The organism is Arthrobacter sp. SX1312 (assembly GCF_002929295.1).
GTDB lineage: Bacteria > Actinomycetota > Actinomycetes > Actinomycetales > Micrococcaceae > Arthrobacter_D.
This window is the reverse complement of record NZ_PJIM01000002.1, coordinates 870,372-896,626: the sequence shown is the minus strand read 5'-3', so window position 1 is coordinate 896,626 and position 26,255 is coordinate 870,372. Positions and strand designations below refer to the sequence as shown.

Genomic DNA, 26,255 nt, shown 5'->3' with positions numbered 1-26,255 from the left:
TCCCATTCCAGCCCAGATACCGCCCGGGGGCAATCGACGCGTGGAGCGAGGCTCCGCTCAGGCCTTGTCGGCGGCCTCACCGAGCAGGGGGAGGAAGCGCTCGAGGGCCCAGGGCAGGCTCAGCGGGTTGGCCGCGGAGATGGACAGCGTGAGCGTGTTGTCGCTGTCCGCCACCAAGGCCCCGCTCTCGACCGCGGGGATCTGCTTCAGCAGCGGATCGGCCGAGATCGCCTGCTCGGTGGCCTCGTCCGCGACCCAGGTCACGAAGAGGTCCGAGTCCAGCTCGTTCGCCCGCTCCGCCGACCACGGGATGAAGAATTCCGAGGAGTCCTTCGTGTTCTCCGTGACGACGTCGGCCTGGACCATGCCGAGCTCGGTCAGGAAGCGCGGGCGGTTGTCGTTGGCGGTGTAGATGCTGACGCCGTCGGCGGCGGCCGGCTCGAGGTTGCCGTAGATGAAGGTCTTGCCGGCCAGTTGCGGGTAGTCGGCGGCGGCGTCCGCGATGGCCCGCTCCGTGTCGGCCACGAGCTGCTCGGCGTCGTCGGACAGGCCCAGGGCCTCGCCGATGATGCGCGTGGAGTCCTGCCAGGCGGTGCCGTAGGGGACCTCCGGGTAGGCGACGACGGGGGCGATCTTGCTCAGGGTGTCGTAGTCCTCCTGGGAGAGCCCGGAGTACGCGGCGAGGATGACCTCGGGGTTCGTGGCGGCGATGTCGTCGAAGGCGATGCCGTCGGTCTCGGAGTACTGGACGGGGGCGTTCTCGGTGCCGATGGCGGCGTCGAGTTCCTCGAGCCGGGCATCCTTCCAGGGGGTCGACTGGTTCTCGTTGCCACCGTAGGTGTCGGCGGGCATCCCCACGGGCACGACGCCGAGCGCCAGGGACACGTCCGCGTTCACCCAGGACACCGTCGCCACCCGCTCGGGCTTCTCGGTGAGGGTGGTCTCGCCGAAGGCGTGCTCGATGGTCACCGGGAATCCCTCGGCAGCAGCGGACGCCGTGGCGCCGTCGGCTGCGCCGGATCCGCTGTCGGCCGGACCTGTGGAGCAGGCGGAGAGGGACAGGACGGCGACGGCGGCGGCGGCCACGAGGCTGCGCAGGCGGGTGGGGGCCATGAGGTTCCTTGACTTCTGTGGCCTCGAACGAGGCCGGGACGGGACAGAAGTAAGGCTAACCTAAGCTGTGTCCTATTAAGAAATACTTTCGTTGCGTAATGGTCAGCCCTCGCGGGCCCTGCGGGTCTCGCGCTCGTTCGCCTTCTGGAGCGCCTCGACGAGCTCGGCCTTGGACATCGTGGACCGGCCCGGGACGTCGAGCTTCCTGGCCAGAGCGTAGAGATGCTCCTTCGACGACTTCGTGTCCACCCCGCCGGCCGTGCGCCCGCCGTCGGCGCGGTTGCCGGCGGCCTGCTCGTCGGAGGGGCCCTTCTCCTCCTTCGGCTCCCAGTGGTCGCCCACCTTCTCGAAGCCGTGCTTCAGGGAGGCGAAGGCCGTGCGGCGGGCCCGCTCGCCGTCGCCGTACTGCTCCTCCGCGGCGTCGAGGGTTGCAGCGAACGTGTCCTGCGCCTTCTCGTCGGAACGCTGGAGCGTGCTCGGGAGCGTCTCGGACTTGACCTTGCCGTCCTTCGTGAATCGGGACATTCCTGCATCCTTCCGGGTCGGGGCACCGCAGGGCGCGTACCAGCACGCTACCGCAGAGGGCCCGGCCGGAGGCGTCGTCGGGAAGCGACGACGGCGTCAGCCGAGCGTCGCGAGGTACCGGACCAGCTCGCGGGGTGCGGACTTCGGCGCCACCGCCTCCACCGCGGCGTTGTAGTTGGTGTTGGTGTTGACGTCGTAGGTGAGGACGCGTCCGTCCGCGGTCTCGATGAACTCGATGCCGCAGACCTCCAGGCCGTTGCGCCGCGCGAAGTCCTCGAACCGTCCGATCACGGGATGATCGAACCCCTCCCGGAGGCTGAAGAGCTGCTGGCCCGGCTCGGGCGCGATCGTGGCTCCCGGGGGCATGATCGGCCTGCCGGTCACCGGGTCGATCGCGCAGGCGTCCGCGGGGCAGAGCTGGAAGCCGCCGCGCGCCGTATCGGCCTTGATCGCGTAGACGAACCGCCCGCCCACGATCTCCGCGCGCGTGATGAACGGTTCGGCGGCCTGGATGTACTCCTGCACGAGCGTGATGCCGTCCTGGGGCTCCTCGAACCCGCTCGACCCCACGTACTCGGCGAGCTCCTCGTGGGAATCGAACTTCCGCACCCCGAGGCCCTTGCCGCCCTGGTTGTGCTTGACGATGAACGGCGTCGCGAAGCCCTGCGCCGCTTCGAGGATGCGGTCACGGCCGACGGCGGCGACCGTGCGCGGGGTGTCGATGCCGGCGGCCTTCAGGGCGGTCAGCTGGTCCACCTTGCTCATCTCGAGTTCGAGGACGCGGCGGCCGTTCACCGTGCGGCGCCCGTGGGCCTCGAGCCAGGAGAGGACGGACCGCGCGTAGTCCTTCGACAGGCCGTGGTCGCGCGTGTGGGCGGAGGCGCTGATGCGGGACCAGAAGATGCCCTCCGGCGGCACGGCATCGAGGTCCAGCACGCCGTCCGTGAGCAGCCACTCGACCACCTCGACACCCTCGGCTTCGAAGGCGCGGGCGAAGGGCGGGAACCACTCGGGGTTCTCGTGCAGGGCGTAGACCGTCGTCACGGGGTGGACCTCCTGGGGGGAATCGATGGACCTGTCCGGATAACCGGTGGCCAGGGGCACCTATTCCTGCACTCCTTCCTGCACTCCGTGCGACGCGGACCCCGGCACGGGCCCCGACACGGGCCCGCCAGATGCTGACGGCCCGTGCGGGGGATCAGCGTGCGGACGTGGCTTCCCTGGTCTGCTGCCAGGCGGTCCAGGCTGCGTAGCTGCCGTCGAGTTCGACGACGTCGTACCCGGCCCGGCGGAGGGCACTGGCGGCGACCGAGTTCCTCAGTCCGCTCTGGCAGTAGGTGACGATGGTGCCGTCGGAGGGAAGTTCGTCGAGGTGCCACATTACCCGCCCGCCGTTGAGCTGGTGGGCTCCGGGGATGTGCCCGTTGGCGTGTTCGGTGCGGTTACGGACATCCAGCACCATGGCGGCGTCGGAACCCTCGAGCTCTGCGGGCTGGATCAGGGCGGGCGTGGTGAGGGGTAGTCCGTCGAGGCTGGTGACGTACCCGGCGACACGGTCGATACCGACGCGGACCAGGTGATCCCATAGTTCTTGGGCCTGGTCCTGGCCGGTGGCGAGCAGGACGAGCGGGTTCGTGTCCGTCTCGGGGTTGACGACCCAGGCGCCATGGGTGGCCGGGGTAGGGCTCGCGGGGATGTTGAGGGATCCCTCGACGGTCCCCGCGTGCACCTCGTCCGCGGTCCGGGTGTCGATGAACGTCAGCGTGTCCGCGGCGAGGCCGGCGGCGACCCGGTCGGCGTCGAGTTCGGCCAGCGGTGCGCGCTCCCCCATGACCGCGGGCCCGTCGCGGTTCTCGCGCTTCATCCGCCCGAAGTAGGCGTGGGCGTCGGGCTGACCGTCGAGGAGTTCGTCGATGAAGCCCTGCTCGTCGTCCGCGGCGAGGTAGGGGCCCCACCAGGAGTAGAGCCGCTCGTAACCGACGGTGGAGGACGGGATGGCGCCCAGGGCCTTGCCGCAGGCGCTGCCGGCACCGTGGGCGGGGTGGACCTGGACGTGGTCGGGCAGGGTCAGGAACTTCTCCTGCAGGCTCCGGAACAGCTGCTTCGCCCCCTCGAAGCGGGTGTCGACGCCGCCCGCGGCCTCATCGAGGAGGTCGGGGCGGCCGAGGTCCCCGGAGAACACGAAGTCCCCCGAGAGCAGGTAGCCGGGCTTGTCGCTGAACGCGCCGTCGGTGACGAGGAAGGACAGGTGCTCGGGGGTGTGCCCGGGCGTGTGCACGGCCCGGATGCTGATGTTGCCGACGGTGATCGCGTCGCCGTCGAACAGTCGGGTGCCGTCGAAGGCGTACTGCCAGTCGGGTCCGCCTTCGCCGGAGACGTAGATCGCAGCCCCCGTCGCCGCCGCCAGTTCGCGGGTGCCCGAGAGGTAGTCCGCGTGGATGTGGGTCTCGGTGACGGCCACGATCCGCATGTTGTTCTTCGCGGCGAGGTCCTGGTAGACGGCGATGTCGCGGCGGCCGTCGACGACGACAGCCGTCCCGTTGGCCTGGCAGCCGATCAGGTAACCGGCCTGGGCGAGGTCCTCGTCGTAAATGCGTTCGATCAGCATCGGGTGCTCCTTCTGTTCGGATGGATTCTGATACCCCCTGGGGTATCTTGCTGATCTCCAGCGTAATACCCCTGGGGGTATACCGCAAGGCGTGGAGGTGCCTGCGGGGGGCATCGGGAGGAGGGCGCGTGACCGGGCCCGGGACGGGACGGGTCCGGGCACGCGCCCGGTCTATGGGGTCCGGGGCCGCCGGGAGGGCGCCTGCGCTCCGGCGCGGCCCGCCTGGTCGACAGGGAGGCCTGTAGCCTCGCGGACGTCGAGGACCTGCCCGTGGTGCCGGCGGTCGATGGTCGCGGCGGTGGCGGTCTCGCTCATCATGCGTCCCTCCTGGGATCAGAGGGTGCGTGGTGGGGCTGGTGCAGGGATGGTGCGGCACCAGCCCCGTCGCCCCGTTCCCGGTTCCGGGCGCTGAGGGGACGGGCCGGAAGGATGAACCGCCGGGCGACGAGTGCCGCGAGCGCAATTCCGGCGACCATCGCGGCGACGAGGGGACGCGCGTCTGCAGGGACCTGCTGGATGAGGACGAAGGCGCCCATGGCCAGCACGAACCAGCCGAAGGCCTTGCGGAGGGCCACCTCGGGGATGCGGCCGGCGAGTTGCGCGCCGATCAGGGATCCGACGATCGCGGCGGCCGTGACCGCAAGGGTGAGCGGCCAGTCGATCTGCACCGTCGTGAGGTATCCGGCGAGGCCGGCGAAGGACTTCATGGAGATCACGACCAGGGAGGTGCCGACGGCCACGGACATCGGCAGCCCGCCGAGCAGGGCCAGGGCCGGGACGACGAGGAACCCGCCACCCGCTCCGACGAGCCCGGTGACCAGCCCGACCACCACGCCGTCGAGCAGGACCCGCCCGAGGGGAAGCTCACGCCTGACGCCGACAGAGGCCGTGCCATGAGTTGCCGTGCGGGGCTTCCTGCGGCCGCGGATCATGGCGATCGACGTGGCGACCATCATGGGGGCGAAGGCGACGAGCAGGATCTGTCCGGGGACGAACCCTCCGAGGAGCCCGCCGACGAACGCCCCGACCATGCCGGCCGCGCCGAAGATCAGCCCCGTCCGCCACATCACCCGGCCGCGCCGGGCGTGGCTGATGACGCTGACCGCGGAGGTGACGCCGACGACGAACAGGGACGCGGCGATCGCCTCCTTCGCCTCGAAGCCGGCCACGTAGACGAGGATCGGGACGGTCAGGATCGATCCGCCACCGCCCAGGACGCCCAGGGACAGGCCGATGAGGATCGACAGGGCCAGGACGAGGGCCAGGACCGCGTTCATGCCACGTCGGCCCGTCGGCGGGCCTCGGCATTCCCGACGCCGACGAAAGCAGTGGGCAGGGTCAGGATCGCGGATTCCCGGGTGGGCTCCTGGGCCGCCCTGTTCCAGGGCATCGAGGACAGGGCACGGCCCATCGCGCACGTGTTCGTCGCGGCCGAGAAGGTCAGGCCGGTGCCGATGAGGCCTGCCAGGGTCCGGATCCTCGGGGAGACGAGGCGTCCTCCGGCGAGACCGACGAGGACGAGGGAGCCGGCGGCCATGCGGACCTGACGCTCGAGATCCCAGCGGCCGCCACCGCGCACCACGTCGCCGCCGACCGCGGCGTACCCGGGAACCCCGCCCGTCAGGACGTGGGCGGCGCCGATGCCCGATGCGGCCAGCTTCCGGCGTGCCTGCTCGGCGCGGACACCGGACTGGCAGGCCAGCACGACCCGGCCGCCCAGGCGGGCGGCGAGCTCGTCGGTGTGCTCCGACAGGAGCGGCAGCGGGACGTTGTACGAGCCATGGATGTGCAGGGACTCGAACTCCGCCGCAGACCGCACATCGATCACCACGAGATCCTCGTGCTCGGCCACCCAGTCCCGCAGCGTCTCGGGGGACAACTCCGTCAGGGCCGACGAGGACGTCGCCTCCGAGACGATGGCGGCGGGGTTCACAGGGGAAGGGGTGCTCATGGGAGCCTCTCGGTCGAATCGGAAGGGTATACCCCCCGGAGTATTCCGCATACCCCCCGGGGTAGTCAAAATACCCATGGGGGTATAAGCTCGACAGGTACCCCGACATCTGGAGAAGACCATGCAGCTCGACCCGACCGAAATGACGCCTGTCATCAACCGCCTCAAGCGTGCCCAGGGGCAGCTCGCCGCGGTCACCCGCATGCTCGAGGAAGGCAAGGACTGCAAGGACGTCGTCACCCAGCTCGCAGCCGTCTCGAAGGCGCTGGACCGCGCCGGGTTCGCCGTGATCGCCAGCGGCCTCGAACAGTGCATCGTCCGCGAGGACACCAGCCTCGACAAGAAGGAGCTCGAGAAGCTCTTCCTCACCCTCGCCTGATCCGGTGGACCTGGCCCGAAGGAGAAGCCGGCAGGGCTGCCCGGCGCCGCGTCCTGCCGGCGTCGAGAACTAAACGTCCCGGAAACACTCCCGCAATACCGCTCCCGAATCATGGAGACAGCCCGCCGTTCCAACGGGCCGACCCTGGATCACCGAGGAGTACCGATGACCGCCATCGCCACCCGCACCACCGTCCGCATCCTCGACCTCCGCGCGCTGACCCCGGGAACGATCGTCGAAGCCCGTCGCAGGGACGAAGTGCACTACCGCGGGCGCGTGGAGGACACTGCCCCCGGGCTCGGCGTCGTCTGGATCCGCGACGACCTGGCCGGGCACCGCGCCATCCTCCACCTCGACGAGTACAGCATCTGGCGTGTCGCGGGGTGAGCCGCCCGTCCGGCAGTTCCGCCCTCAGCTCGAGCGGGCACCCTCCTAGACTGGAGGGATGACTGCAACCCTCGTGGCGAAGGACCTGTCCGGGGGCCACGCCCACCGCACCCTCTTCTCGAAGCTCGACCTCACCGTGTCGCCCGGGGACGTCGTCGGCGTCGTGGGGGCCAACGGCGCCGGGAAGACCACGCTCCTGCGCCTCCTCGCCGGAGCGGACACCCCCCTTGCCGGCACCGTCCGGACCACCCCGGCCGACGCCTTCGTGGGGTGGCTCCCGCAGGAGCACGAGCGCGTCGCGGGTGAGACGGTGGCCGCCTACCTCGGGCGGCGGACCGGCACGACGGCGGCAACCCTCGCCATGGAGGACGCCGCCGCGGCGCTCGGAAGCGGGGCGAAGGGCGCCGACGACGCCTACGCCTTGGCGCTCGACCACTGGATGTCCTCCGGGGCCGTGGACCTCGAGGACCGCATGCCGGCCGTCCTCGCCGACGTCGCCGGGGGCCTCGACCCGTCCACCCCCACCGCTGCCCTGTCCGGCGGGCAGCTCGCGCGGGTCGCGCTCGCCGCCCTGCTGCTGAGCCGCTTCGACATCGTGCTCCTCGACGAGCCCACCAACGACCTGGACCTCGCCGGCCTCGACCGGCTGGAATCGTTCATCCAGAACCTGCGCGGCGGCGCGGTCCTCGTCTCGCACGACCGCGAGTTCCTGGCGCGCTGCGTGACCACCGTCGTCGAGCTGGACCTCGCCCAGAACAGGGTGGCGGTGTACGACGGCGGGTACGACGCCTTCCTGGAGGAACGCGCCGTAGCGCGCCGGCACGCCCGCGAGGCGTACGAGGAGTACGCGGACAAGAAGCAGGACCTCGTGGGCCGGGCCCGGACGCAGCGCGAGTGGAGCTCGCAGGGCGTCCGCAACGCCATGAAGAAGAGCCCCGACAATGACAAGATCCGCCGCAGGGCCAGCATGGAGTCCTCCGAGAAGCAGGCGCAGAAGGTCCGCCAGATGGAATCGCGCATTGCCCGGCTGGACGAGGTCGAGGAACCCCGCAAGGAGTGGCAGTTGCAGTTCACCATCGGCGCTGCACCGCGCTCGAGTTCCGTGGTCGCCACCCTGAACAACGCCTCCGTCACGCAGGGCGCCTTCACCCTCGGGCCCGTGTCCGTCCAGGTGAACGCGGGTGAGCGCATCGGGATCACCGGCCCCAACGGTGCCGGGAAGTCTACGCTCCTGCGCCTCCTGCTCGGTCATCAGACGCCCGACGGCGGCGCGACCGCCCTCGGCTCCAGCGTGGCCGTCGGCGAGATCGACCAGGCCCGCGGTCAGCTCGACGACGCCCTCCCCCTCGGGACGGCCTTCGAGTCCCTCGTGCCGGAGATGGCGCAGGGCGAGGTCCGCACCCTCCTCGCCAAGTTCGGGCTGAAGGCCGACCAGGTACGCGCCGCCGTCGGCTCCCTCTCCCCCGGCGAGCGGACCCGTGCCGGGCTCGCCCTGCTGCAGGCGCGCGGCGTGAACCTCCTGGTCCTGGACGAACCGACCAACCACCTCGACCTGCCGGCGATCGAGCAGCTGGAGGACGCCCTCGAGTCCTACACGGGTGCGCTGCTGCTCGTCACGCACGACCGCCGGCTGCTGGAGAACGTGCGCCTCGACGAGCGCTGGCAGGTGGAGGACGGCAGGGTCACCGTCGGCTGAGCCCGGCATCGTACCCGCGCCGGAAGCCTCTCGCCCGACCCGGACGAGCCCTCCCCCGATCCCGCATCCGTGACAGCATGGATCCCGAAGCGCGGACTGCTGCTTCCCGGACGAGGGGTGCCGTACCCGGTAGGCGACAAGACGGCCCGGAGAGAGTCATGGCCTGGATCGTCCTCGTAGTATCCGGAGTCCTCGAAGCCGTCTGGGCGACAGCCCTCGGCCGATCGGAGGGCTTCACCCGGCTCGCGCCGACCGTGGTGTTCGGCATCGCCATCGCCGCGAGCATGGCCGGCCTGGCCTATGCGATGCGGACCCTGCCCGTCGGGACGGCGTATGCGGTCTGGGTGGGCATCGGCGCGTCACTGACCGTCGTCTACGCGATGGCGACCGGCACCGAGCCGGCGTCGCTCCTGAAGATCGTGTTCCTGCTGATGATCGTCGGCGGCGTCATCGGGCTGAAACTCGTGCACTAGACCATCCCTTGCGCCAAAACTGAGTCTGCACACCCGTTTCAGTTGACGTTGGTCCGACAGGATCGGTGAAGGCCCCACCGGGGGCCACGACCGGGGGTTGAGCAGAATGCAGCACGACGACACGCTGAGGGCCATGGAGTTCGCCGGGCTTTCCGTCTACGAGACGTGGATGCACTACTGCAACATGGGGGGCGCGGGCGACTACTTCGAGTTCGACGCATACCTCCACGGGATCGTCCGCCTCGACGCCGAGGACGCCGATGTCGTGTCGCAGGCCGTCAACGAACTCGTCGACGACGTCCTCCCCGCCGAGCAGTCCCGCGTCAGCCGTGCCCCCTACTCGTGGACCCGGTACCCGGAGCCGGCGGCAGGTCGGGGCGACGACGACCCGGTCCGCGCCCTGACCAGCCCCGGCGTCCCGCTGCCCCCCGGAGCCCCGCTGGAACTCCTCGGGGAGATCCTCGGCAGCAGCGTCCTGAACGGCTCGGTCGCAGGTGGGCGGGCGTAGGGCTACCCGCGCGGTTCCCGCTCCAGCGCGGCGTCGTGCTCGGCATGCGCCCGGCGGATCAGCTCCATGAACTCGGTCTCGTTCCGGATGAGGCGCTTGAACTTCTCGGGCAGCGCCCTCAGTCCCTCCTCCTCGGCGCACAGCTTCGCGAAGATCTTCTCCCGCTCGGCGATGTCGGTCTCGTAGTTGAGATCCAGGTACTCGGTGGCATGCCGCTTCGCCCCGGAAATGGCGTTCTTCGCCCGCCCCTTGGGGCTCAGGACCGAAGCCAGGACGGTCACGATCAGCACCCCGAGGATCACGCTCAACGAGACCCCGGTACTGATCTCGACCACCTCGACGTGCTCGCCGCCGTTGATGAACGGCAGGGTGTTCTCGTGCAGGGCGTGGAGGATGAGCTTCACGCCGATGAACCCGAGGATCACGGCGAGGCCGTAGGAGAGGTAGATCAGGCGGTCCAGCAGCTCGTCGATCAGGAAGTACAGCTGCCGCAGGCCCATGAGCGAGAAGGCCGTGGCCGTGAACACGATGAACGTGTTCTGCGTCAGGCCGAAGATCGCGGGGATGGAGTCGAGGGCGAAGAGGATGTCCGTGCCGCCGATCGCGACCATGACCAGCAGCATGGGCGTGAGGACGCGCTTGCCGTCCACCATGGTGAACAGCTTGTCGCCGTCGTAGTGCTCGGAGGCGGGGAGGAAGCGCTTCGCGAGCCTGATGATCAGGCTGTCGCCGGCGTCGTCGTGCCCGTCCGGCTTCAGCAGGTTGCCCGCGGTGAGCAGGAGGATCAGGCCGAAGATGTAGAACACCCAGGCGAAGGTGTTGATCAGTGCGGCACCCAGGAAGATGAACCCGGTGCGGGCGATCAGCGCGAAGACGATGCCGAAGAGCAGTACCTTCTGCTGATCCGCGCGAGGCACCTTGAAGCTCGCCATGATGATGAGGAAGACGAACAGATTGTCCACGGAGAGCGCCTTCTCCGTGACGTACCCGGCGAAGTACTCGGTGCCCATGGTCGGTCCGCCGAAGACCAGCACGCCGACGCCGAACAGCAGCGCCAGGCCCACGTAGATCGAGGACCAGATCGCCGACTCGCGCAGCGTGGGGGTGTGCGCCTTGCGCACGTGGAAGAAGAAGTCGAACAGCAGCAGCCCGACGATGCCGATGATGGTGCCGACCCAGACGTAGAACGGTGTTTCCATGCTGCGCATCTCCCGCCGTCGTTGGTGATGGTCTTCGATTGTCCCGCTAACGGTACGGGTACACCCCTAGACTGGCGCAGTCCCTACCTTTTTGACGAGGAATGCCATGAGCCCGATGATGCGTGCTGCAGTGCTTCGCGCCGCCGAACTGCCCGTTCCCTATGCGGAGAGCACCCCGCTGTCCCTCGAATCGGTCCCCGTCCCTGAGCCGCGCCACGGCGAGGTGCTCGTGCGGATCGCCCGGGCGAGCCTGTGCCACTCGGACCTGTCGGTGATAGACGGGTCCCGCATCCGCCCCCTGCCGATGGCCCTCGGGCACGAGGCGACCGGCGTCGTCGAGGGCGTCGGCGACGGCGTCGGCGACGTGCGGGTCGGCGACCACGTGGTGCTCGTCTTCGTGCCCGCCTGCGGGGAATGCCGTGCCTGCTCGGCCGGCCGGCCGGCTCTCTGCTACCGGGGCGCGGAGGCCAACGGCAGCGGCAACCTGCTGCACGGGCCCGCCCTGCTGCGCGACGCCGACGGCGGGCGCGTCAACCACCACCTCGGCGTCTCCGCATTCGCGCAGTACGCCGTCGTGGCCCGCGAATCGGTGGTCGTCATCGACGACGACGTCCCGTTCGACATCGCCGCCATGTTCGGCTGCGCGGCCCTGACCGGGATCGGCGCCGTCCTGAACACGGCCGCCGTCCGGGAGGGGCAGTCGGTCGTCGTCTTCGGCCTCGGCGCGGTGGGCCTCATGGCCGTGATGGCCGCGGCCCAGATCCCCGGCACCACCGTCATCGCGATCGACCCGCTCGCCTCCAAGCAGGAGCTCGGCCTGCGCTGCGGAGCGCAGCATGCGGGCGCCCCGGACGAGGCCGCCGACCTGGTGCGGCGCGCCACGGACGGCGGGGCCGACGTCGTGATCGAGGCGGTGGGGAGCGCCCGCGTGATGGAAGCGGGCCTGCAGCTGCTCGCCCGGGGCGGCGCCCTCGTGTCCGTGGGCCTGCCGCACCCGGACCAGGAGATCTCCACCCAGGCCCTGCAGTTCGCCGGGCAGGGGCGGCGCCTGCTCGGGTCCTACATGGGGGACGCCGTTCCGGAACGGGACATCCCCGCCTACCTGGAGCTGTGGCGGCAGGGACGCCTGCCGGTCGAACTGCTCCACACGGACACCCGGCCGCTCGAGGACCTCAACGAGAGCCTCGACGCGCTCGCCGAGGGCCGGGTGGTACGGCGGATCTTCACGCTCGGCTAGTACCGGAGCCGGTTCCCCGCGGGCTGTGAAGCGTGCTTACCATGTGGTCGGCACGTCTATCCAAAGGAGAACGACAATGCAGCAACGCTCGCTCGGCGGTACCCCGGTCAGCGCCCTCGGCCTGGGCGGCATGCCCATGTCCATCGAGGGACGTCCCGACGAGGACCGTTCCATCCGCACCATCCACGCTGCGCTCGACGCCGGTGTCACCCTGATCGACACCGCGGACGCCTATCACCGCGACGCCGACGAGGTGGGCCACAACGAGCTGCTGATCGCGAAGGCGCTGGCCCACTACGGCGGGGACAGCTCCGGCGTCCTCGTCGCCACGAAGGGCGGGCACCTTCGGCCGGGCGACGGGTCGTGGACGCTGAACGGCCGCCCCGAGTACTTGAAGGAGGCGGCGAAGGCCTCGCTCAAGCGGCTCGGCGGGGACGCGATCGACCTCTACCAGTTCCACCGACCGGACCCCGAGGTCCCCTACGAGGAGTCCGTGGGTGCCCTCAAGGACCTCCTGGACGAGGGCGTCATCCGCATGGCCGGTATCTCGAACGCCACCGTGCACCAGATCCGGAAGGCGAACGAGATCCTCGGCGGAGCCCTGGCCTCGGTGCAGAACCAGTTCTCCCCCGCCTTCCGGTCGAGTGAGGACGAGCTCCGTTACTGCGGCGAGAACGGCATCGCCTTCCTGCCCTGGAGCCCGCTCGGCGGCATCAAGAAGGCCGGCGGGCTCGGCGAGCAGTTCACGCCCTTCCAGGAGATCGCCGACGCGCACGGTGTCAGCCCCCAGCAGGTGTGCCTGGCCTGGGAGCTCGCCCTGGCACCGACGGTCATCCCCATCCCGGGCGCATCCCGCCCGGAGAGCATCCAGGATTCGGCCCGCGCCGAGGAGCTTGAGCTGTCCTCCGACGAGATCGCGATGCTCTCCCGCACCGACTGACCGGCACCACGTCCGCGTCGCACGCCCGCGTTCCCTCCGGGGGGCGCGGGCGTCCGCGTCACGGGACCCTCCCGGTCCCGTGGGGTGCCGGGCCCCGCCGATCGGTCACGGCCCGGGGCCGCCGCGCCGGGCACGATCGCCCGGGAGCCGTCAGGCGTCCGGCTGCATCGCGACGGCTCGGACGGGCGCGCCGTCCGTCCCGGCCAGGGCGAGCGGGAGTACCGACACCAGCGGGCGGTCCCAGGTGACCTGCGCCAGGTTCGCGAGGTTCTCGACGATCACCCCGTCCGCGCCGAGGAAGACGGTGTGGAACGGCAGATCGTCCCCGTTGTCGAGGGTGGCGTCCGGGTTGAGGGTGTCGACGCCGACCACGGTGATCCCGGCGGCGAGCAGCTGCCGGGCCACCTCGGCCGCGAGGACCGGGTGCTCGAGGTAGCGCTCCGTCCCGAAGTGCTCGGACCAGTCCGTGCGGAAAAGCACCATGGCGACGCCGTCGAGGTCCTCGAGCTGGTCGGCCACGGCGGACCACGGGATCATCTCGCGGGCGGCGAGACCCGTGCACCGCACGATCCTCGCGGACCCCACGAGCCGGGCGAGGTCGATGTCGTCCACCGCCCGCCCTCCGGGGATCGAATGGAGGGGGGCATCGAGGTGGGTCCCGGTGTGGGAGCCGGCGTGCAGGGATGCCACCTGGTAGCCGTCCTCGACGACGGTGGCCACCGTGGTCAGCGTGACCTCCGGGTCCCCTGGATAGACCTGCATCCCGGTGTGGACCGGCTGGGACAGGTCAACGATCCGCACGGGCGGGGCTTTCCTCCGGCAGGTCGAGCAGGTGGACGTGGGGGCGCCGCGTGCGGTCGATCCGCCCGGTGGCCGCTGCCCAGGCCAGGTACAGCACGGCCGAGAGCACGAAGGTGGGGATCGTTGCGCCGATGGGGCTCGGGACACGGTAGGTCAGCAGCAGGGAGGCGCCCGCCCCGACCAGCCACACCAGCACGGCGGCGATGTTGACTCCCCCGCGGTACCAGTACTCCCCGCCACGGGCGCGCAGGATGTCGCGTCCGTAGTGGCGCGACTTCAGCACGTAGTAGTCGACGAGCATGACGGCGAAGACCGGGATGAACAGTGCGCCGATCACCGTCAGGAAGGCGGTGAACTGGTCGAGGAGGGCCAGCCACGTGGAGCCGAGGATCGAGATCACGCCGAGGACGATCGCCGTCGGGAGGAACGTGACGCGGCGCGACGGCGCCATGTTCACCACGGAGGCGACCATCCCGTACACCACCATGGTGTTCGTCGCCATGACGGACAGGAAGATCACGACGGCCAGCGGTGCGCCGAAGGCGGCGACGATCACGGTGGGGTCGAAGGGAACGGCCTCGCCGCCGTCGAGCACCACGTAGCCGATGGCCGTGGCGCCGAGGGTCATGGCGAGGACCGTGGACAGGACGTAGCCCACCCCGGAACCGATCATGCCGGCTGCCTGCGTCCGGGCGAGGCGGTTGAACTCTGCGGAGAGGACGGTCCACGAGATGGCGGTCGCGATGACGACGTCGAGCGTCGCGACGGGCGTCCACCCGGCGGCGGCGTCCTGCGGGATCGCCGCGAAGTCCGCCGGACCGTACGCGAGGAACGCCGTGGTGAAGATGTAGGCCATGAAGGCGAGGATCACGAGGGCGAGCCACGGCTCCACGCGGGCGATCCCCGTGTGGCCGAAGATCGCGAGGCAGACCACGAGCAGCTGGCAGAGGACGGAGAACAGCACCGGGCTGGAGAAGCCGGTGGCCTGCTCGACGAGGAAATTGACCGTGACCCCCGCGAGCATCGCCTGGACCCAGCTCCAGCCCATCAGGATGATCACGTTCGCGGCGACCGGGAGGAAGGAGCCGCGGAGCCCGAAGGAACCCTTCGTGAGCGACATCGTGGCCAGGCCGGTCCGGGTGCCCATGTTCCCGACCAGCACCAGCACCGAGCCGCCGATCAGGGTCCCGAGGACGATCATGCCGACCGCGAGGCCCCAGCTGATGCCCGGGACGAAGAGCGTCCCGGTGAGCAGGGTGGTCACGACGAGGTTGGCGGCGAGCCAGATCATGCCCATGCGCGCGGTCCCGAGCGTGCCGCGGAGGGGGCCGTACCCGTCGGAGTTCTTGTCGAGGTGGTCGGACAGGCGCCGATACGCCGAGGTCCGGGAGGCCTGCGTCATGCTGCGCTCTCTTCCGTGGGGTCTTCGAGGGCGGGGCTCAGGTGTTCGTGGACGGCCTCGATCGAGGACCCGGCGCGGCGGAACACGATCGTCTCCCGCTCGCTGGTCGTCCCGGTCGCGCCTCCGACCGAGGTGGTCGTCCGGACGTGATGGGTGAAGATCGCCGTGGTCCCGACCACCTGCACGCGGGGACCGCTGCTGATGCAGTCCGTCACGCGCCAGCCATCCGCCATCCACCCCGCCCACAGCTCCTCGTAGGCGGCCCTGTCCTCGAGCCGGCGGGGCTCCGTGTGGAACACGAAGGTGGCGTCCGGGGCGAAGCACCGGAAGTACGCCTCGGTGTCCGTCGCGCGGAAAGCGGTCACGAGCGCGTCGGCTGCCGCGAGGACCTCGGCCTCCGTGAGGATCTCATGGGGTGGATTCACGTCAGGCATGTGCCCTCTCATCTCTCTGAAGTTGTCCCCCAGTGAACTTTTGTTGTCAGGCGATTTTGTGTGACGTGGACTTCATTGTCAAAGCACGCCCGGCGGGTGAACAGCCCGTTGCTAGGGTGAGGGCATGGCCTCCTCTCCCGTCGCCCTCATCACGGGCGCCTCCCGCGGCATCGGCCGTGCCATCGCCGACGAGCTCGGCACCACGCACCACCTGCTGCTCGGCGGACGTGACCTGACCGCCCTCGCGGAGCTGTCGGCGTCGTTCCCCTCCGCGGAACCGTTCGCCGCGGAACTGCGCGATTCCGGCCAGGTGGCCGCCGCGGTCGCCGGCATCCCGCGACTGGACGTCCTCGTCCACTCCGCGGGTGTCCTGCGGATGGGGTCGGTCGCGGAGCTGTCCGACGACGCCTGGCGCGAGAGCTTCGAGGTCAACGTGTTCGCGGTGGCCGCCCTCACGAAGGCGCTGCTCCCGGCCCTGCGCGCGGCCGGCGGCCAGGTCATCGCCATCAACAGCGGCTCCGGCTACAGTTCCGGGGCGGGTTCCGCCGCGTACAGCGGCACCAAGTTCGCGCTGCGCGCCCTCACGGACGCCCTGCGCGAGGAGGAGCGCCCGCACGGCGTCCGGGTCAGCTCCATCCATCCCGGCAGGGTCGCCACGGACATGCAGGAGGAACTGCATACCTGGGAGGGCAGGGACTACCGGCCCGAGGCGTGGATCCAGCCGGACCAGGTAGCCCGGGCCGTACGCCTCGCCGTGGACGCGACCCGCGAATCGACGATCGAGACACTCAGCATCCGGCCCTCGGGCATCGCACGCGCGTGACGGTGCCGGCCGGGGCGTAGCGTCATGACGCTACGCCCCGGTGAGAAGCACAGGCCCCGGCTGTACTCGGCCCCGCTCGCGGGCCGGTCGTCCTCGACCGTGATGCCCCCGTCGAGCACCGCCCCGCAGGACGCGGCGGGAGCGGACAGGAGGGGTCCGAGGGTCAGGGACGGTGGACCACGCGAGGCTTCCCGAACTGCGTCTGCACGCCGGGCGAGAACAGCACGGACTCCGGCGGACCGTCCACGTGGAGCCCCGCCGCGGCGAGCAGCCCATCGTCGAGCTCCGTCAGGGTGGCGGGGTGGAGCGGCCAGGGGGTGTGGGTGTTGGGGATGTAGAGGGTGCGTCCGGCGAGGACGCTGTGCAGCCCGAAGCGCGCGGTGAGCTCCAGGGACAGCGCGTCCGCCGCCGTCGCGCCCGTGTCTGGCCGCACGGCGAAGCGGGAGCGGGCCTGCCGCCGGTACCGGGCGACGTCGTACCCGTACTCCCCGCGCTCACCCTCCCCACGCGCGAGCGGCGCGCACTTCGACCACACGTAGGGGATTCCGCCGGCGCGGGCGGCGAGGACGACGGCAAGGCGGGAGGCATCCAGCGTCACGAACACGACGCCGCGGACGCCGTCGGGGCCGCGTGAGTAGAGCCGGACGTTGATCTCGGTGAACGACCCGACGTACGGGACGGGCAGGCCGCGGCCCAGTCCCGCACCGATCATCCGGAAGCCGATCAGTCCCACCCAGGAGGAGCCGTCCACCTCGTCCGGCACGACGCCGGGCGGCATGAACCCGGCGACGACCGCGGCGTCGATCCGCCAGTGGAGGAAGACGGCGTCCGCCCAGTACTGGTCCATGATCACGGGGCGTGGCAGCTCCGGGGCGAGGTACCGGTCCGGGCCCTGATGGGGTTCGGCGGTCATGACAGCGGCTCCCCGCAGTCCTCGGGCTCGTCGGCGAACCGGTACCAGTCGGGCAGCGCGGCCGTGAACTCGGCGCGGATCGCGGGATCCTCGACGACGGTCCAGTCCACGGCCGAGCCCACCTCGGGTTCGACCTTGTTCCACTCGAACCAGTTGACCATCGCGAGTCGCGGGAGGCGCTCCTGGATGGCCGGGTCGAAGACCTGCTGCCACCAGGCACGCTTGATGTTCAGGGTTCGCAGGCCGCCGATGTCATCGCGGACGAGCGCCGCGGTCTCCGGGATGGCGACGGGTTTGCCGTGGCCCACGCCGTACTCGGCGTAGAAGTCGGGGAGCATCGTCTCGTCGCCGTTGGCGCCGTCGTAGGTGCCGGTGAGCTGGGCGACGAACTTGCCCTCCTCGGGCATCTCGCTCTCGCCCCAGGGGTAGGTGCTCCCCCAGTGGTAGATGGTCACGCCGACCCAGTCGACGGCGTCGTCGCCGGGGTAGTAGGGCGCGTAGGGGTCGTCGAGCGCGGTCAGCACGCCGTCCCCGGTGGTGTCGAGCGCCGGGAAGCCGGCGGCTCCGGGGAGGGACTCCTGGGCGCCCCCGGCGAAGGGATAGCCGCCGCCGTAGTTCGGGGCCCACATCATCGCGGACCCCGGGGCGTCGGCGTGGACGGCGTCGGCCACGCGGCGGAAGGCCTCGATGTACTCGCCGGGCTGCTGCCCCCAGACGTACCAGGAGCCGTTCATCTCGTGGGCGAACCTCACGATGACCGGCACCCCGCTGGTGTTGAAGCCCGCGAGCAGGGCCGCGAGCTCCCCCGCGCGCTCGTCGGTGACGGCGGCCAGACCATCCACGGGCTCCAGCGTCAGCAGGAGCATGGCTCCCGTCTGTCGCGCCTGCTCGGCGGCGGCACTGACGAGGTCCTCCGGGGCGAACGGGAAGTCCGCGAAGGTCACGGCCACGGCAGGGCGCTCGCCGAGCTTGTCCGCGTACTCGGCGAGGGTCTCCCTCCCCCACTCCAGGTTCACGCCCATGAGCGTGCCCTCGGCCGGCGCGAGGTTCCGGCCATCGATGGGGTCGCAGGCGACGGCGGCAGGGTTGATGTTGCAGGCGCACAGGCAGAGGAGCAACAGCGCCGTGACGAGGCGCGCAAGGTTTGAGACCACGGTGACAATGTACCGTCGGTCGGCCCCGGCCCGGCGCCGCGGACGGGGCCAGTGCGGCGGACGGGGCCAGTGCGGCGACGCGCGCGGCGTCGAGCGCTAGAAGGCATAGCGGATCCGGCAGTAGGGCAGCTGCGCGTCGGCGAGGCGGAGGAACTCGTCGAGATAGCCCCGCTTGTCATAGGCGACGTAGCGTACGTTCGTGAACCCGTTCTGGGACTGCTTGGTCTCCTGGAGGTCCGGCCGCCACAGGATCTCCTCGGCCTGCGGATGCCACCCGAGGTTGACCTCGTGCAGTTGCTGGTTGTGGGTCAGGAAGATGACCTCCGCCGCGAGCTGGCTCTTGGCCGCGGGTGACAGCGCGGCGTCGAGCTGGCCGAAGAGCTCGCGCCAGTCGTCCTGCCAGCCGGGCGTGATGATCACGGGAGAGAAGTTGACGTGCACCTCGTAGCCCGCCTCCACGAAGTCGTTGATCGCGGCGATGCGCTCCGCGACCGGCGTGGTGCGCACGTCCACGGTTCGGGCGAGCTTCTCGGGCATGAGGGAGAAGCGGATGCGGGTGCGTTCCTGGGGGTCCCAGGCGAGCAGGTCCCGGTTCACGTACTTGGTGGCGAAGGAGAGCTTGGCGGTCGGCAGGTCCCGGTACAGGTCGACGAGGTCCCGCACGTTGTCGCTGACGAGCGCGTCCACCGAGCAGTCGCTGTTCTCCCCGATGTCGTACACCCAGGCCTGGTCGTCACACTGGTTGGGCTCCAGCTTCATGCCCTGACGCGCCACGTGCCGTTCGAGGTAGCCGCTGATCTGGTCGATGTTGGCGAACACGGTGATGGGGTTGCTGTAGCCCTTGTGGCGCGGGACGTAGCAGTAGGCACACGCCATGGCGCAGCCGTTCGCCGTCGAAGGGGCGATGAAGTCCGCCGACCTCCCGTTGGGTTTCGCGGTGAGCGACTTCTTGACGCCGATGATCAGGGCCTCGGTCTTGATGCGGACCCATCGGCGCACATTCGCCTCGTCCCCGCTGAGTTCCGGGATACGCCAGTGGCTCGCCACCTCGACGACGTCGGCGTCCGGCCACCGTGCGAGGATCTCCTGGCCGCGGGGCAGGGCAGCCGCAGCCGGCTCGACGTAGATGCGGCTGATCTGAAGCAGCTTGTTGGCCTGGAGCATGCAACCCTTCGAAGTGTCCGTCGTTATCCCCGACGGTACCTGCCGCCACCGACACTTCCGGAGGGCCGCGGGCCCGTCTACTGTGGCTGCACAGGCGCCGACGGCGCGCCCCTGGGAAAGGCGGCCGGACCGTGGCAGAACTGCTGACACAGCCGACGGATCAGGACCCGCGCTCGTTCATCGACACGATCGCGCATCCCACGCGACGTGCCGACGCGCTGGTCCTGCTCGACCTCATGGGCCGGGTGACGGGCGAGCGCGCCGTCATGTGGGGTTCCTCGATGATCGGTTTCGGCCGGTACCACTACCGGTATGCCTCGGGTCACGAGGGCGATGCCCTCTCCGTGGGATTCTCGCCACGGTCGACGGCGCAGGCGCTCTACGGCCTGCTCGCCGCACCAGGGGTGGAGGAGCTGCTGCCGCACCTCGGCAAGCACCGGCGCGGCGCCGGGTGCCTATACGTCACCTCGCTCGCCGCCGTCGACCTCGCCGTGCTCGAGGACCTGGTGCGGCGCGGACACGGATTCATGACGACGGAGAACTTCTCCTAGGCGCCGGACGCCGCCCTCCTCACACGGGATGACGAGTATCCTGATGAGTAGTTCCCTGCCTCCGACCGGAGAGCACCACGGAGGACGACCTCCTGCTCGGGACGCCGAAAGGAAGCAATGAGCGCGAAGGATCCGCTGTCGACCCGCTTCATGCAGGCCACGGGCAGACTTCGCATGTTCTTCGGACCTGCACAGCGCGGCAGTACCACGGGCCCGATCGTCTACCTCGACGACGAAGCGCAGCGGGCGAGGCAGGAGGAGTTGCAGCAGTGGACGGTGGTGCGCAACCCGGACGGGTCGACCTACCTCACCTCGAAGCGGGACTCCTGATGGACGGCGACGGACCCACGGTCCGTACTCGTCGGTAACTTCCGGGATTCCTGCGGCATGGAACGCGGAGAATACTGCCGGGTAATGGCAGACTGTCTGTGTCAATGCCTTTTCGCCCCTGAGCGATGTCAGGGTGCCGTCATCACACAGACCGAGGTCTCACCTACATGAGCACACAGTGCCCGTCTGCCCCCACGCCCACGGACGAAGCCGCGCCGCACCGGACCGCACTCCACATGGTGCCCGGCGGCCGGGACGCACGAAGCGGGGACACCCTCGTCCACCAGCTCAGTGCCGAGACGGACGCCCTGCTCGAGCACCTCGAGAGAGCCGTCGCGCGCCTCGCCCTCACGCACCGCGCGAGCGCCCCTGACCTCGAGACGCAGAGGACGGACGACGACGCCTTCGCGTGGGTCCAGCAGTCCATCGAGGACATCGCGGCGACCCTGCGGGGACTGACCCTGAAGCGTTCGAGGGAGCACTCGGCCGAATCTCCTCTGCACGCGCTCAGCGACCGTCCCTGAGGCGCGGCCGGGCGGCGGCCCCGGTCCCCGACGTGGACCGGGGATCCGGAAGGAGCCCTAGATGGACTGCCGGGCGCGGATGCCGGCGCGGCCCATCGCGTCGGTGTAGGCCGCCTGGATCTCCTTCAGCCACAGCTCCTGGTTGACGGGCGTGCCTTTGAAGGCGCGCTCCCCGGGGGAACGGACCTCGTAGATCTTGAACCCGCGCTTGGCGATGGCCCGGTTCTCGAGCTTCATGAGCCGGCGGGCGGCCTTGTGGGCGTCGGCACCGTGCGCCACGAGCGCCGACGCTCGCGGGACCTGCTGCAGGAAGGTGAGCAGGGGCTTCACGCCGTCGGCGATCTGGTCCATGGTCAGCGCCCGCTCCTTGCCCTCCGGCAGGTACCAGGGGTGGGCGTTCCACGGCATGAAGGCATCGGGCCGCAGACCGACGGCCTCGTAGATCCCCGCCATGCGGATGGAACTCGGGTCGTCGTTCTCGAACGAGACGAAACCGGAGGGCAGCGAGGCTCCGGGGTTGGAGAAGAGGCTGACGATCTTGCAGCCGTCCACGTCGTGGATCGGGTCGATGTAGGGCACCGCCGACCCCGGCTTCGACTCGGCCAGGGTGTCGCACAGCCGGTTCACGTCCTCGATCTGCGGATCGTATCGCTGTTCCCACTGCTGTGCCCTGTACGTGGGGTCTGACATACGCTGTACCAATTCCGCCTCCTCGCGGACGGCGCCAGAGGTGGCGCGAACGTGTCCGCAACTCCCAGCCTACGCCAGTACCCGACCGGCGTCGCGGCCACCGGACCCTGCCGGGTGCTCGACCCGGGCGGAACGCGGGCTGTCGGAGCCCCGCCGGCCACCGTCCGCGTCCCTCGCGGGCGTGGTGGTCGGGTTCCCCGGGAGGTCTCAGGACAGGGTCGCCGCGTACGGGTCCCAGTCCTCCGGCAGCGGCTCGGCGGCGGTCGCGGTGCTCGAGAGCGAGACGAACTCACCGGTGGCGAGGCTCTCCGCGATCGAGACCATGGCGTCGAGGACGTGGTACGCCGTCCCGCCCTGGGCGCGGTGCGGGCGCCCCTCGCGCAGGGCCCGGGCCATCTCGAGCACACCGCTACCGCGCGTCGACGTCGCGCCGACCGCGTGGACGACCTCCGGTTCGTCGCTTCCGCGGCGCGTCAGCACGAGGTCGCCCGTGAAGTTGTTCGGGTCGGGGAACGCGAGGGTGGCCTCCGTCCCGGTGACCTCGACGAACCCTGCGCGATGGAGCGGTGAATCGAAACTGAAGATGCTCTGCGAGGACTCGCCGTTCGCGAACCGGGCGATCGCGCTGACGTGGGACGGAACGGTGACGTCGAAGACCTCACCGGCCCGCGGCCCCGAACCGACGGTGCGCCTATCGCGGGACGTCGACCCGAAGCCCGCCACCTTCGTGATCGCACCGAAGGTCTGGACGAGCGTCGTCAGATAGTAGGGGCCCATGTCGAACAACGGCCCGGCGCCCTCCTGGAAGAGGAAGGCGGGATTCGGGTGCCAGGACTCGGGGCCCGGGGACTGCATCAGGGTCAGCGCCGTGAGGGGTACGCCGATGTCGCCGCGCGCCACCAGGCGCAGCGCCGTCTGCAGGCCCGCGCCGAGGAAGGTATCGGGAGCACAGCCCAGGCGGAGGCCGGCGGCATCCGCGGCCTTCAGCAGGCCCGTGCCGCTCTCCCGGTCCAGCGAGAAGGGCTTCTCGCTCCACACGTGCTTGCCCGCTTCGACGGCGGCAGTAGCGACCTCGACGTGCGCTGCGGGGATGGTCAGATTCACGATGATCTCGACGTCGGGGTGGTTCAGCGCATCCTGGACGCCGCCCGAGGACGGCACCCCGAACTCCGCGGCCCGGGCCGCGGCGACCTCCTCGTGCAGGTCGGCGACGATGTGCACCGTCACGTCCGGGAAGGCTGTCAGATTCGTCAGGTATTCCTTGCTGATGACCCCTGCTCCGATGACGGCGACGCCGACGGGGCCGGTGCGCCGGGCTTCCGATCGAGCGCTCATTTCCTTCCCTCCGTCAGGTACGCGAGGCTGTCGGCGACGGCGGCGAAGATGTCGCCGTCGAAATCGTCGAGTTCGACGACGGCGGCCTCGAGCCCGGGAGCGGCGTCGAGCACGTCCCAGACGGGCATGCTGCCCGAGCCGACGGCAACCTGCTCCGTGTTCTGCTTGGTGAGTGGGCCGTCCTTGATGTGGATGAAGCGTACGCGGTCGCCGAGGCGGCGGAGCAGCGCGGCGGGATCCTCGCCGCCGACGGCCGCCCAGTAGGTATCCACCTCGAGGACGACCTCCGGGTCGAGGTAGCCGGCGAGGACCTCGAGGGCGGAGGTGCCGTCGATGCGCTCCTCCAGTTCGAACTCGTGGTTGTGGTAGCCGACGGTGATGCCGTACCCGGCACCCTTCTTCGCTGCCGCGTTGAGGGCTTCGGCGGTGGCCCTGATGTCCTCGTCGGAGGTCCAGGACGAGCGCTCGACGTGGGGGTCGATCACGGTGCCGATACCGAGCTTGCGTGCGGCCTCGAAGATCTCGTCCTGATCCGCACTGAGGAGGGGCGCGTGGCCGGACGGGGCGGTGAGTCCGCTCTCCGAGAGTGCGGCCGTGAGCTCGTCGGCGGTGGCGACGAAGTTGTAGGGCTCGACGGCGGTGTAGCCCAGTGCGGCGACACGCTGGATGGTGCCCGGCAGATCCTCTCCCATGGCCGTCCGCAGGGTGTAGAGCTGGAGTGAATACGTCACGGGGGATTCTCCTCGCTGAGAATAGGGGATGCTGAACCGGTTCAGCAGTCAGGTCGAACCTAGGTGATATCACGGGGTCGGTCAAGCATTTCGTGGAGCTATTGTGGAAGCCATGTCCAAGGAAACCATTACCGGCCTGGCGAAGAGGCTGGGCATTTCGAAGGCATCGGTCTCCTACGCGCTCAATGGCCAGCCAGGGGTCAGCGAACTCACCCGGCGCCGTGTCCTGGACCTCGCCGAGGAACTCGACTGGTACCCCAGCTCCTCCGCCCGCGCCCTCTCCCGGTCCCGCGCGGGCGCCGTCGGGATGGTCCTGTCCGCCGATCCCCTCCTCATCGGCACGGAACCGCACTACATGGCGATGCTCGCGGGCATCGAGACAGCCCTCGCCGAAGGGGACATGGCCCTGATGCTCCGCATGGTGGACAAGGGTCCGGTCCAGGAGCAGTCCACCTACGAGCGCTGGGCCGGCGAACGGAAGGTGGACGGCGTCCTCATCTTCGATCACCTGCACGACGACCCGCGGCCCACCCTGCTGGACCGGCTGGGCCTGCCGTTCGTGCTGCACAGCGCACCGGCATCCGCCGCGCCCGCCTCGTACTCCGGGACGACGACGGACCACGCCGTCGACGCCGCCACGATCGTCGATCACCTCCACGACCGCGGGCACCGTCGGATCGCGCACGTGTCGGGCCCGCACCGGTTCGTCCACGAGGAGGAGCGCATCCGAGGCGTACGGGAGCGCGCGGCACGCCACGGTTTGGAGGTGGTCCAGGTGGAGACCGACTACGCGCTCACGTCCGGGCACGACGCCGTCGTGACACTCCTCCGCGCACCGGAGGCACCGGTGACGGCGATGGTGTTCGGCAACGACCTGATGGCGATGGGCGGGCTGCTCGCCCTGCGCGAACTCGGCCTGCGCTGCCCCGACGACGTCGCGATGGTCAGCTGGGACGACTCGCTGCACTGCCGGCTCGCGTCCCCCGCGGTCACGGCACTGTCCAGGAACCCGGGCATGCAGGGCCGGGTGGCCGCCGAACTCCTGCTCGCCCTGCTCGACACAGGCACCATCCAGACGAAGCCCATGCCGCACGGCGAACTCGTGCTCAGGTCCAGCACCGCCACGGGCTGAGGACGACCGACCGGCCCCCACGGTCCGGCTGCGCCCCTGTCACAGACCGCCGGCGAGCGGTGTCTTGATGGTGTCGGACATTCCTGAGGAAGGGAGGCGTCATGAGCGGGTCAGTGCGGGTGGTGGTCGTCGGTGGCGGGTACGCCGGGGTGATGGCGGCGAACAGGGTTGCGGGGAGCACAGCGGATCGACTCCCCGTCGAGGTCACCCTGGTGGATCCGGGGGCGCAGTTCACCGAACGGATCCGGCTGCACCGGGTCGCCGCCGGGAGCCGGGACGCAGCAGGCGTGGACTGGTCGAGGGTGCTGCATCCACGGGTGCGTCGCCTCCCCGCCCGGGCGCTCCGGATCGATGCCGACCGTCGGTCCCTGACCCTGCGGGGCCACGCCCCGATCGGGTTCGACTGGCTGGTGTACGCGGTCGGCAGCGGAGAGCCGCCCACTCCCCTGCTGTCGGTCACCAATGCGGCGGCCGCGGCGGGAACGCGGCGCGCCATCACGCGTCTGGCCCCCGGTGCGGCGGTGACGGTGGCCGGTACCGGTCCCACGGGAGTCGAACTGGCCTGCGCGCTCGCGGTCACGCGCCCGGACCTGTCCATCACCGTCGTCGCCCCGTCCGGGCCGGCCCATCCCCTCACCGACAGGGACGCGGTGGCCCGCCGCCTGCACCGCCTCGGCATCACCGTCGAGCACGGGAGCGTGGACCCTGAGACGGGGACCGTGACCCCCCGGGCTCCCGGTGCACGCCCACGACCGGCAGCGGCGGCGACGATCTGGACGGCGGGGCTCGCCGTGCCGTCCCTCGCGGCCGACAGCCTGTTGCCCGTGGACGGCAGCGGGCGGCTCGTCGTGGACGCGACACTCGCCGTGCCTGGCCATGAGCGCGTCCTCGGCGCCGGCGACGCCGTGTCCGTCACCGGTACCGCCGGGGATCACCTGCGGGCGTCCTGCGCGATCGCGCTGCCGATGGGCGCCCACGCCGCCGACACCGTGCTCGCCCGCCTGGCCGGCACCGCCCCGTCGGAGCTCGACGCCGGCTACCTCGCGCAGTGCCTGGACCTCGGCGCGGGACGGGGTCATGTGCAGTTCGTCCACGCAGATGACGCGCCCCGCCGCTGGGCGCTCTCCGGGCGGGCCGGAGGATGGGGGAAGGAACAGGTCTGCCGGATGACGCTCGCGTGGCTGGCCGGGGAGGCGCGCACACCGGGGTCCTACACGTGGCCGGCCGGTCCGGCCGTGCCCGTAGGCTGATGCCC

The 26,255-nt window shown here is 70.3% G+C and carries 30 protein-coding genes and 1 riboswitch; of the genes, 13 read left to right on the top strand and 17 right to left on the bottom strand.

What is annotated here, in order from left to right:
* Nucleotides 1-57 precede the first annotated feature (57 nt).
* The 7 genes from CXQ92_RS11735 to CXQ92_RS11710 all read right to left on the bottom strand — a co-directional run bounded on the left by CXQ92_RS11735 (nucleotide 58) and on the right by CXQ92_RS11710 (nucleotide 6,197).
* Nucleotides 58-1,113: an iron-siderophore ABC transporter substrate-binding protein gene (locus tag CXQ92_RS11735; RefSeq protein ID WP_104167892.1), complete on the bottom strand. Its 1,056-nt coding sequence runs from the start codon at nucleotides 1,111-1,113 to the stop codon at nucleotides 58-60.
* Nucleotides 1,114-1,215: 102 nt separating this feature from the next.
* Complete coding sequence (locus CXQ92_RS11730) at nucleotides 1,216-1,638, bottom strand: ChaB family protein (RefSeq protein WP_104167891.1); 423 nt, start codon at nucleotides 1,636-1,638, stop codon at nucleotides 1,216-1,218.
* Between the two features lie 96 nt (nucleotides 1,639-1,734).
* Nucleotides 1,735-2,682: a RimK family alpha-L-glutamate ligase gene (locus tag CXQ92_RS11725; RefSeq protein ID WP_104168225.1), complete on the bottom strand. Its 948-nt coding sequence runs from the start codon at nucleotides 2,680-2,682 to the stop codon at nucleotides 1,735-1,737.
* 154 nt (nucleotides 2,683-2,836) lie between these two features.
* Nucleotides 2,837-4,246: a rhodanese-like domain-containing protein gene (locus CXQ92_RS11720; protein WP_104167890.1), complete on the bottom strand. Its 1,410-nt coding sequence runs from the start codon at nucleotides 4,244-4,246 to the stop codon at nucleotides 2,837-2,839.
* Between the two features lie 171 nt (nucleotides 4,247-4,417).
* Nucleotides 4,418-4,564 (bottom strand): hypothetical protein, encoded by a 147-nt coding sequence (locus tag CXQ92_RS18200; RefSeq protein ID WP_181033639.1) that lies wholly within the window; start codon nucleotides 4,562-4,564, stop codon nucleotides 4,418-4,420.
* Nucleotides 4,561-5,523 carry a sulfite exporter TauE/SafE family protein gene (locus CXQ92_RS11715; protein ID WP_104167889.1) on the bottom strand — a complete coding sequence of 321 codons (963 nt, stop codon included), beginning with the start codon at nucleotides 5,521-5,523 and terminating at the stop codon, nucleotides 4,561-4,563. Before CXQ92_RS11715 ends, CXQ92_RS18200 begins: the two co-directional genes overlap by 4 nt.
* The gene (locus CXQ92_RS11710) at nucleotides 5,520-6,197 is read right to left on the bottom strand and encodes a rhodanese-like domain-containing protein (RefSeq protein ID WP_104167888.1); all 678 of its coding nucleotides are present in this window, start codon (nucleotides 6,195-6,197) and stop codon (nucleotides 5,520-5,522) included. Before CXQ92_RS11710 ends, CXQ92_RS11715 begins: the two co-directional genes overlap by 4 nt.
* A gap of 121 nt (nucleotides 6,198-6,318) precedes the next feature.
* Here CXQ92_RS11710 and CXQ92_RS11705 point away from each other — a divergent pair, with 121 nt between their 5' ends.
* The 5 genes from CXQ92_RS11705 to CXQ92_RS11685 all read left to right on the top strand — a co-directional run bounded on the left by CXQ92_RS11705 (nucleotide 6,319) and on the right by CXQ92_RS11685 (nucleotide 9,640).
* A complete protein-coding gene (locus CXQ92_RS11705; protein ID WP_104121696.1) occupies nucleotides 6,319-6,576 on the top strand; it encodes a metal-sensitive transcriptional regulator in 258 nt (85 codons plus the stop codon).
* 165 nt (nucleotides 6,577-6,741) lie between these two features.
* Entirely contained in the window at nucleotides 6,742-6,963 is a 222-nt protein-coding gene (locus tag CXQ92_RS11700; protein WP_104167887.1) for a hypothetical protein, read from the top strand.
* A gap of 58 nt (nucleotides 6,964-7,021) precedes the next feature.
* Complete coding sequence (locus CXQ92_RS11695; RefSeq protein ID WP_104167886.1) at nucleotides 7,022-8,659, top strand: ABC-F family ATP-binding cassette domain-containing protein; 1,638 nt, start codon at nucleotides 7,022-7,024, stop codon at nucleotides 8,657-8,659.
* A gap of 86 nt (nucleotides 8,660-8,745) precedes the next feature.
* Nucleotides 8,746-8,810, top strand: a riboswitch (guanidine-III (ykkC-III) riboswitch).
* 7 nt (nucleotides 8,811-8,817) lie between these two features.
* Nucleotides 8,818-9,132: a multidrug efflux SMR transporter gene (locus CXQ92_RS11690; protein ID WP_104167885.1), complete on the top strand. Its 315-nt coding sequence runs from the start codon at nucleotides 8,818-8,820 to the stop codon at nucleotides 9,130-9,132.
* Nucleotides 9,133-9,229: 97 nt separating this feature from the next.
* On the top strand, nucleotides 9,230-9,640 hold the full coding sequence (locus CXQ92_RS11685) for a hypothetical protein (RefSeq protein WP_146067459.1): 411 nt from the start codon (nucleotides 9,230-9,232) through the stop codon (nucleotides 9,638-9,640).
* Nucleotides 9,641-9,642: 2 nt separating this feature from the next.
* Here the strand turns inward: CXQ92_RS11685 and CXQ92_RS11680 are convergent, their stop codons facing one another.
* Nucleotides 9,643-10,839 carry a TerC family protein gene (locus CXQ92_RS11680; protein WP_104168224.1) on the bottom strand — a complete coding sequence of 399 codons (1,197 nt, stop codon included), beginning with the start codon at nucleotides 10,837-10,839 and terminating at the stop codon, nucleotides 9,643-9,645.
* Nucleotides 10,840-10,957: 118 nt separating this feature from the next.
* On the opposite strand from CXQ92_RS11680, the gene CXQ92_RS11675 reads away from it, so the two are divergent.
* Together CXQ92_RS11675 and CXQ92_RS11670 are read left to right on the top strand one after the other, a co-directional pair.
* Nucleotides 10,958-12,076 (top strand): alcohol dehydrogenase catalytic domain-containing protein, encoded by a 1,119-nt coding sequence (locus tag CXQ92_RS11675; RefSeq protein WP_104168223.1) that lies wholly within the window; start codon nucleotides 10,958-10,960, stop codon nucleotides 12,074-12,076.
* Between the two features lie 76 nt (nucleotides 12,077-12,152).
* Nucleotides 12,153-13,016, top strand: coding sequence for an aldo/keto reductase (locus CXQ92_RS11670; protein ID WP_104167883.1), 864 nt, complete (start codon nucleotides 12,153-12,155; stop codon nucleotides 13,014-13,016).
* Between the two features lie 150 nt (nucleotides 13,017-13,166).
* Here CXQ92_RS11670 and CXQ92_RS11665 read toward each other — a convergent pair whose 3' ends face one another.
* From CXQ92_RS11665 to CXQ92_RS11655, 3 genes are read right to left on the bottom strand one after another with little or no spacing between them, the layout of a single operon-like run.
* Nucleotides 13,167-13,817 carry a cyclase family protein gene (locus CXQ92_RS11665; RefSeq protein WP_104167882.1) on the bottom strand — a complete coding sequence of 217 codons (651 nt, stop codon included), beginning with the start codon at nucleotides 13,815-13,817 and terminating at the stop codon, nucleotides 13,167-13,169.
* Entirely contained in the window at nucleotides 13,804-15,219 is a 1,416-nt protein-coding gene (locus CXQ92_RS11660) for a cytosine permease (protein ID WP_104167881.1), read from the bottom strand. Before CXQ92_RS11660 ends, CXQ92_RS11665 begins: the two co-directional genes overlap by 14 nt.
* Nucleotides 15,216-15,653: a nuclear transport factor 2 family protein gene (locus tag CXQ92_RS11655; RefSeq protein ID WP_104167880.1), complete on the bottom strand. Its 438-nt coding sequence runs from the start codon at nucleotides 15,651-15,653 to the stop codon at nucleotides 15,216-15,218. The genes CXQ92_RS11660 and CXQ92_RS11655 overlap by 4 nt, the downstream gene beginning before the upstream one ends.
* Before the next feature lie 124 nt (nucleotides 15,654-15,777).
* On the opposite strand from CXQ92_RS11655, the gene CXQ92_RS11650 reads away from it, so the two are divergent.
* A complete protein-coding gene (locus tag CXQ92_RS11650) occupies nucleotides 15,778-16,476 on the top strand; it encodes an SDR family oxidoreductase (RefSeq protein ID WP_104167879.1) in 699 nt (232 codons plus the stop codon).
* Nucleotides 16,477-16,639: 163 nt separating this feature from the next.
* Here the strand turns inward: CXQ92_RS11650 and CXQ92_RS11645 are convergent, their stop codons facing one another.
* The 3 genes from CXQ92_RS11645 to CXQ92_RS11635 form a co-directional block, all read right to left on the bottom strand.
* A complete protein-coding gene (locus CXQ92_RS11645) occupies nucleotides 16,640-17,389 on the bottom strand; it encodes a YqjF family protein (protein WP_258069880.1) in 750 nt (249 codons plus the stop codon).
* The gene (locus CXQ92_RS11640; protein ID WP_258069879.1) at nucleotides 17,386-18,543 is read right to left on the bottom strand and encodes a glycoside hydrolase family 26 protein; all 1,158 of its coding nucleotides are present in this window, start codon (nucleotides 18,541-18,543) and stop codon (nucleotides 17,386-17,388) included. Before CXQ92_RS11640 ends, CXQ92_RS11645 begins: the two co-directional genes overlap by 4 nt.
* Before the next feature lie 96 nt (nucleotides 18,544-18,639).
* The gene (locus CXQ92_RS11635; protein ID WP_104167878.1) at nucleotides 18,640-19,707 is read right to left on the bottom strand and encodes a spore photoproduct lyase family protein; all 1,068 of its coding nucleotides are present in this window, start codon (nucleotides 19,705-19,707) and stop codon (nucleotides 18,640-18,642) included.
* Between the two features lie 131 nt (nucleotides 19,708-19,838).
* On the opposite strand from CXQ92_RS11635, the gene CXQ92_RS11630 reads away from it, so the two are divergent.
* The 3 genes from CXQ92_RS11630 to CXQ92_RS11620 all read left to right on the top strand — a co-directional run bounded on the left by CXQ92_RS11630 (nucleotide 19,839) and on the right by CXQ92_RS11620 (nucleotide 21,112).
* Nucleotides 19,839-20,258, top strand: a complete 420-nt coding sequence (locus tag CXQ92_RS11630; protein ID WP_104167877.1) for a DUF1801 domain-containing protein — start codon at nucleotides 19,839-19,841, stop codon at nucleotides 20,256-20,258.
* Between the two features lie 117 nt (nucleotides 20,259-20,375).
* Entirely contained in the window at nucleotides 20,376-20,588 is a 213-nt protein-coding gene (locus tag CXQ92_RS11625) for a hypothetical protein (RefSeq protein ID WP_104167876.1), read from the top strand.
* Between the two features lie 167 nt (nucleotides 20,589-20,755).
* Nucleotides 20,756-21,112 (top strand): hypothetical protein, encoded by a 357-nt coding sequence (locus CXQ92_RS11620; RefSeq protein ID WP_146067458.1) that lies wholly within the window; start codon nucleotides 20,756-20,758, stop codon nucleotides 21,110-21,112.
* Nucleotides 21,113-21,169: 57 nt separating this feature from the next.
* Here CXQ92_RS11620 and CXQ92_RS11615 read toward each other — a convergent pair whose 3' ends face one another.
* The 3 genes from CXQ92_RS11615 to CXQ92_RS11605 all read right to left on the bottom strand — a co-directional run bounded on the left by CXQ92_RS11615 (nucleotide 21,170) and on the right by CXQ92_RS11605 (nucleotide 23,868).
* Nucleotides 21,170-21,802 carry a uracil-DNA glycosylase gene (locus CXQ92_RS11615; protein ID WP_104167874.1) on the bottom strand — a complete coding sequence of 211 codons (633 nt, stop codon included), beginning with the start codon at nucleotides 21,800-21,802 and terminating at the stop codon, nucleotides 21,170-21,172.
* A 207-nt stretch (nucleotides 21,803-22,009) separates the two neighbouring features.
* Nucleotides 22,010-23,137 carry a Gfo/Idh/MocA family protein gene (locus CXQ92_RS11610; RefSeq protein WP_104167873.1) on the bottom strand — a complete coding sequence of 376 codons (1,128 nt, stop codon included), beginning with the start codon at nucleotides 23,135-23,137 and terminating at the stop codon, nucleotides 22,010-22,012.
* Entirely contained in the window at nucleotides 23,134-23,868 is a 735-nt protein-coding gene (locus CXQ92_RS11605; RefSeq protein WP_104167872.1) for a sugar phosphate isomerase/epimerase, read from the bottom strand. Before CXQ92_RS11605 ends, CXQ92_RS11610 begins: the two co-directional genes overlap by 4 nt.
* A 112-nt stretch (nucleotides 23,869-23,980) precedes the next feature.
* Between CXQ92_RS11605 and CXQ92_RS11600 the strand changes: the two genes are divergently transcribed.
* Both CXQ92_RS11600 and CXQ92_RS11595 read left to right on the top strand, forming a co-directional pair.
* A complete protein-coding gene (locus CXQ92_RS11600) occupies nucleotides 23,981-25,000 on the top strand; it encodes a LacI family DNA-binding transcriptional regulator (RefSeq protein WP_104167871.1) in 1,020 nt (339 codons plus the stop codon).
* 101 nt (nucleotides 25,001-25,101) lie between these two features.
* Nucleotides 25,102-26,250 (top strand): NAD(P)/FAD-dependent oxidoreductase, encoded by a 1,149-nt coding sequence (locus tag CXQ92_RS11595; protein ID WP_104167870.1) that lies wholly within the window; start codon nucleotides 25,102-25,104, stop codon nucleotides 26,248-26,250.
* Nucleotides 26,251-26,255 lie beyond the last annotated feature (5 nt).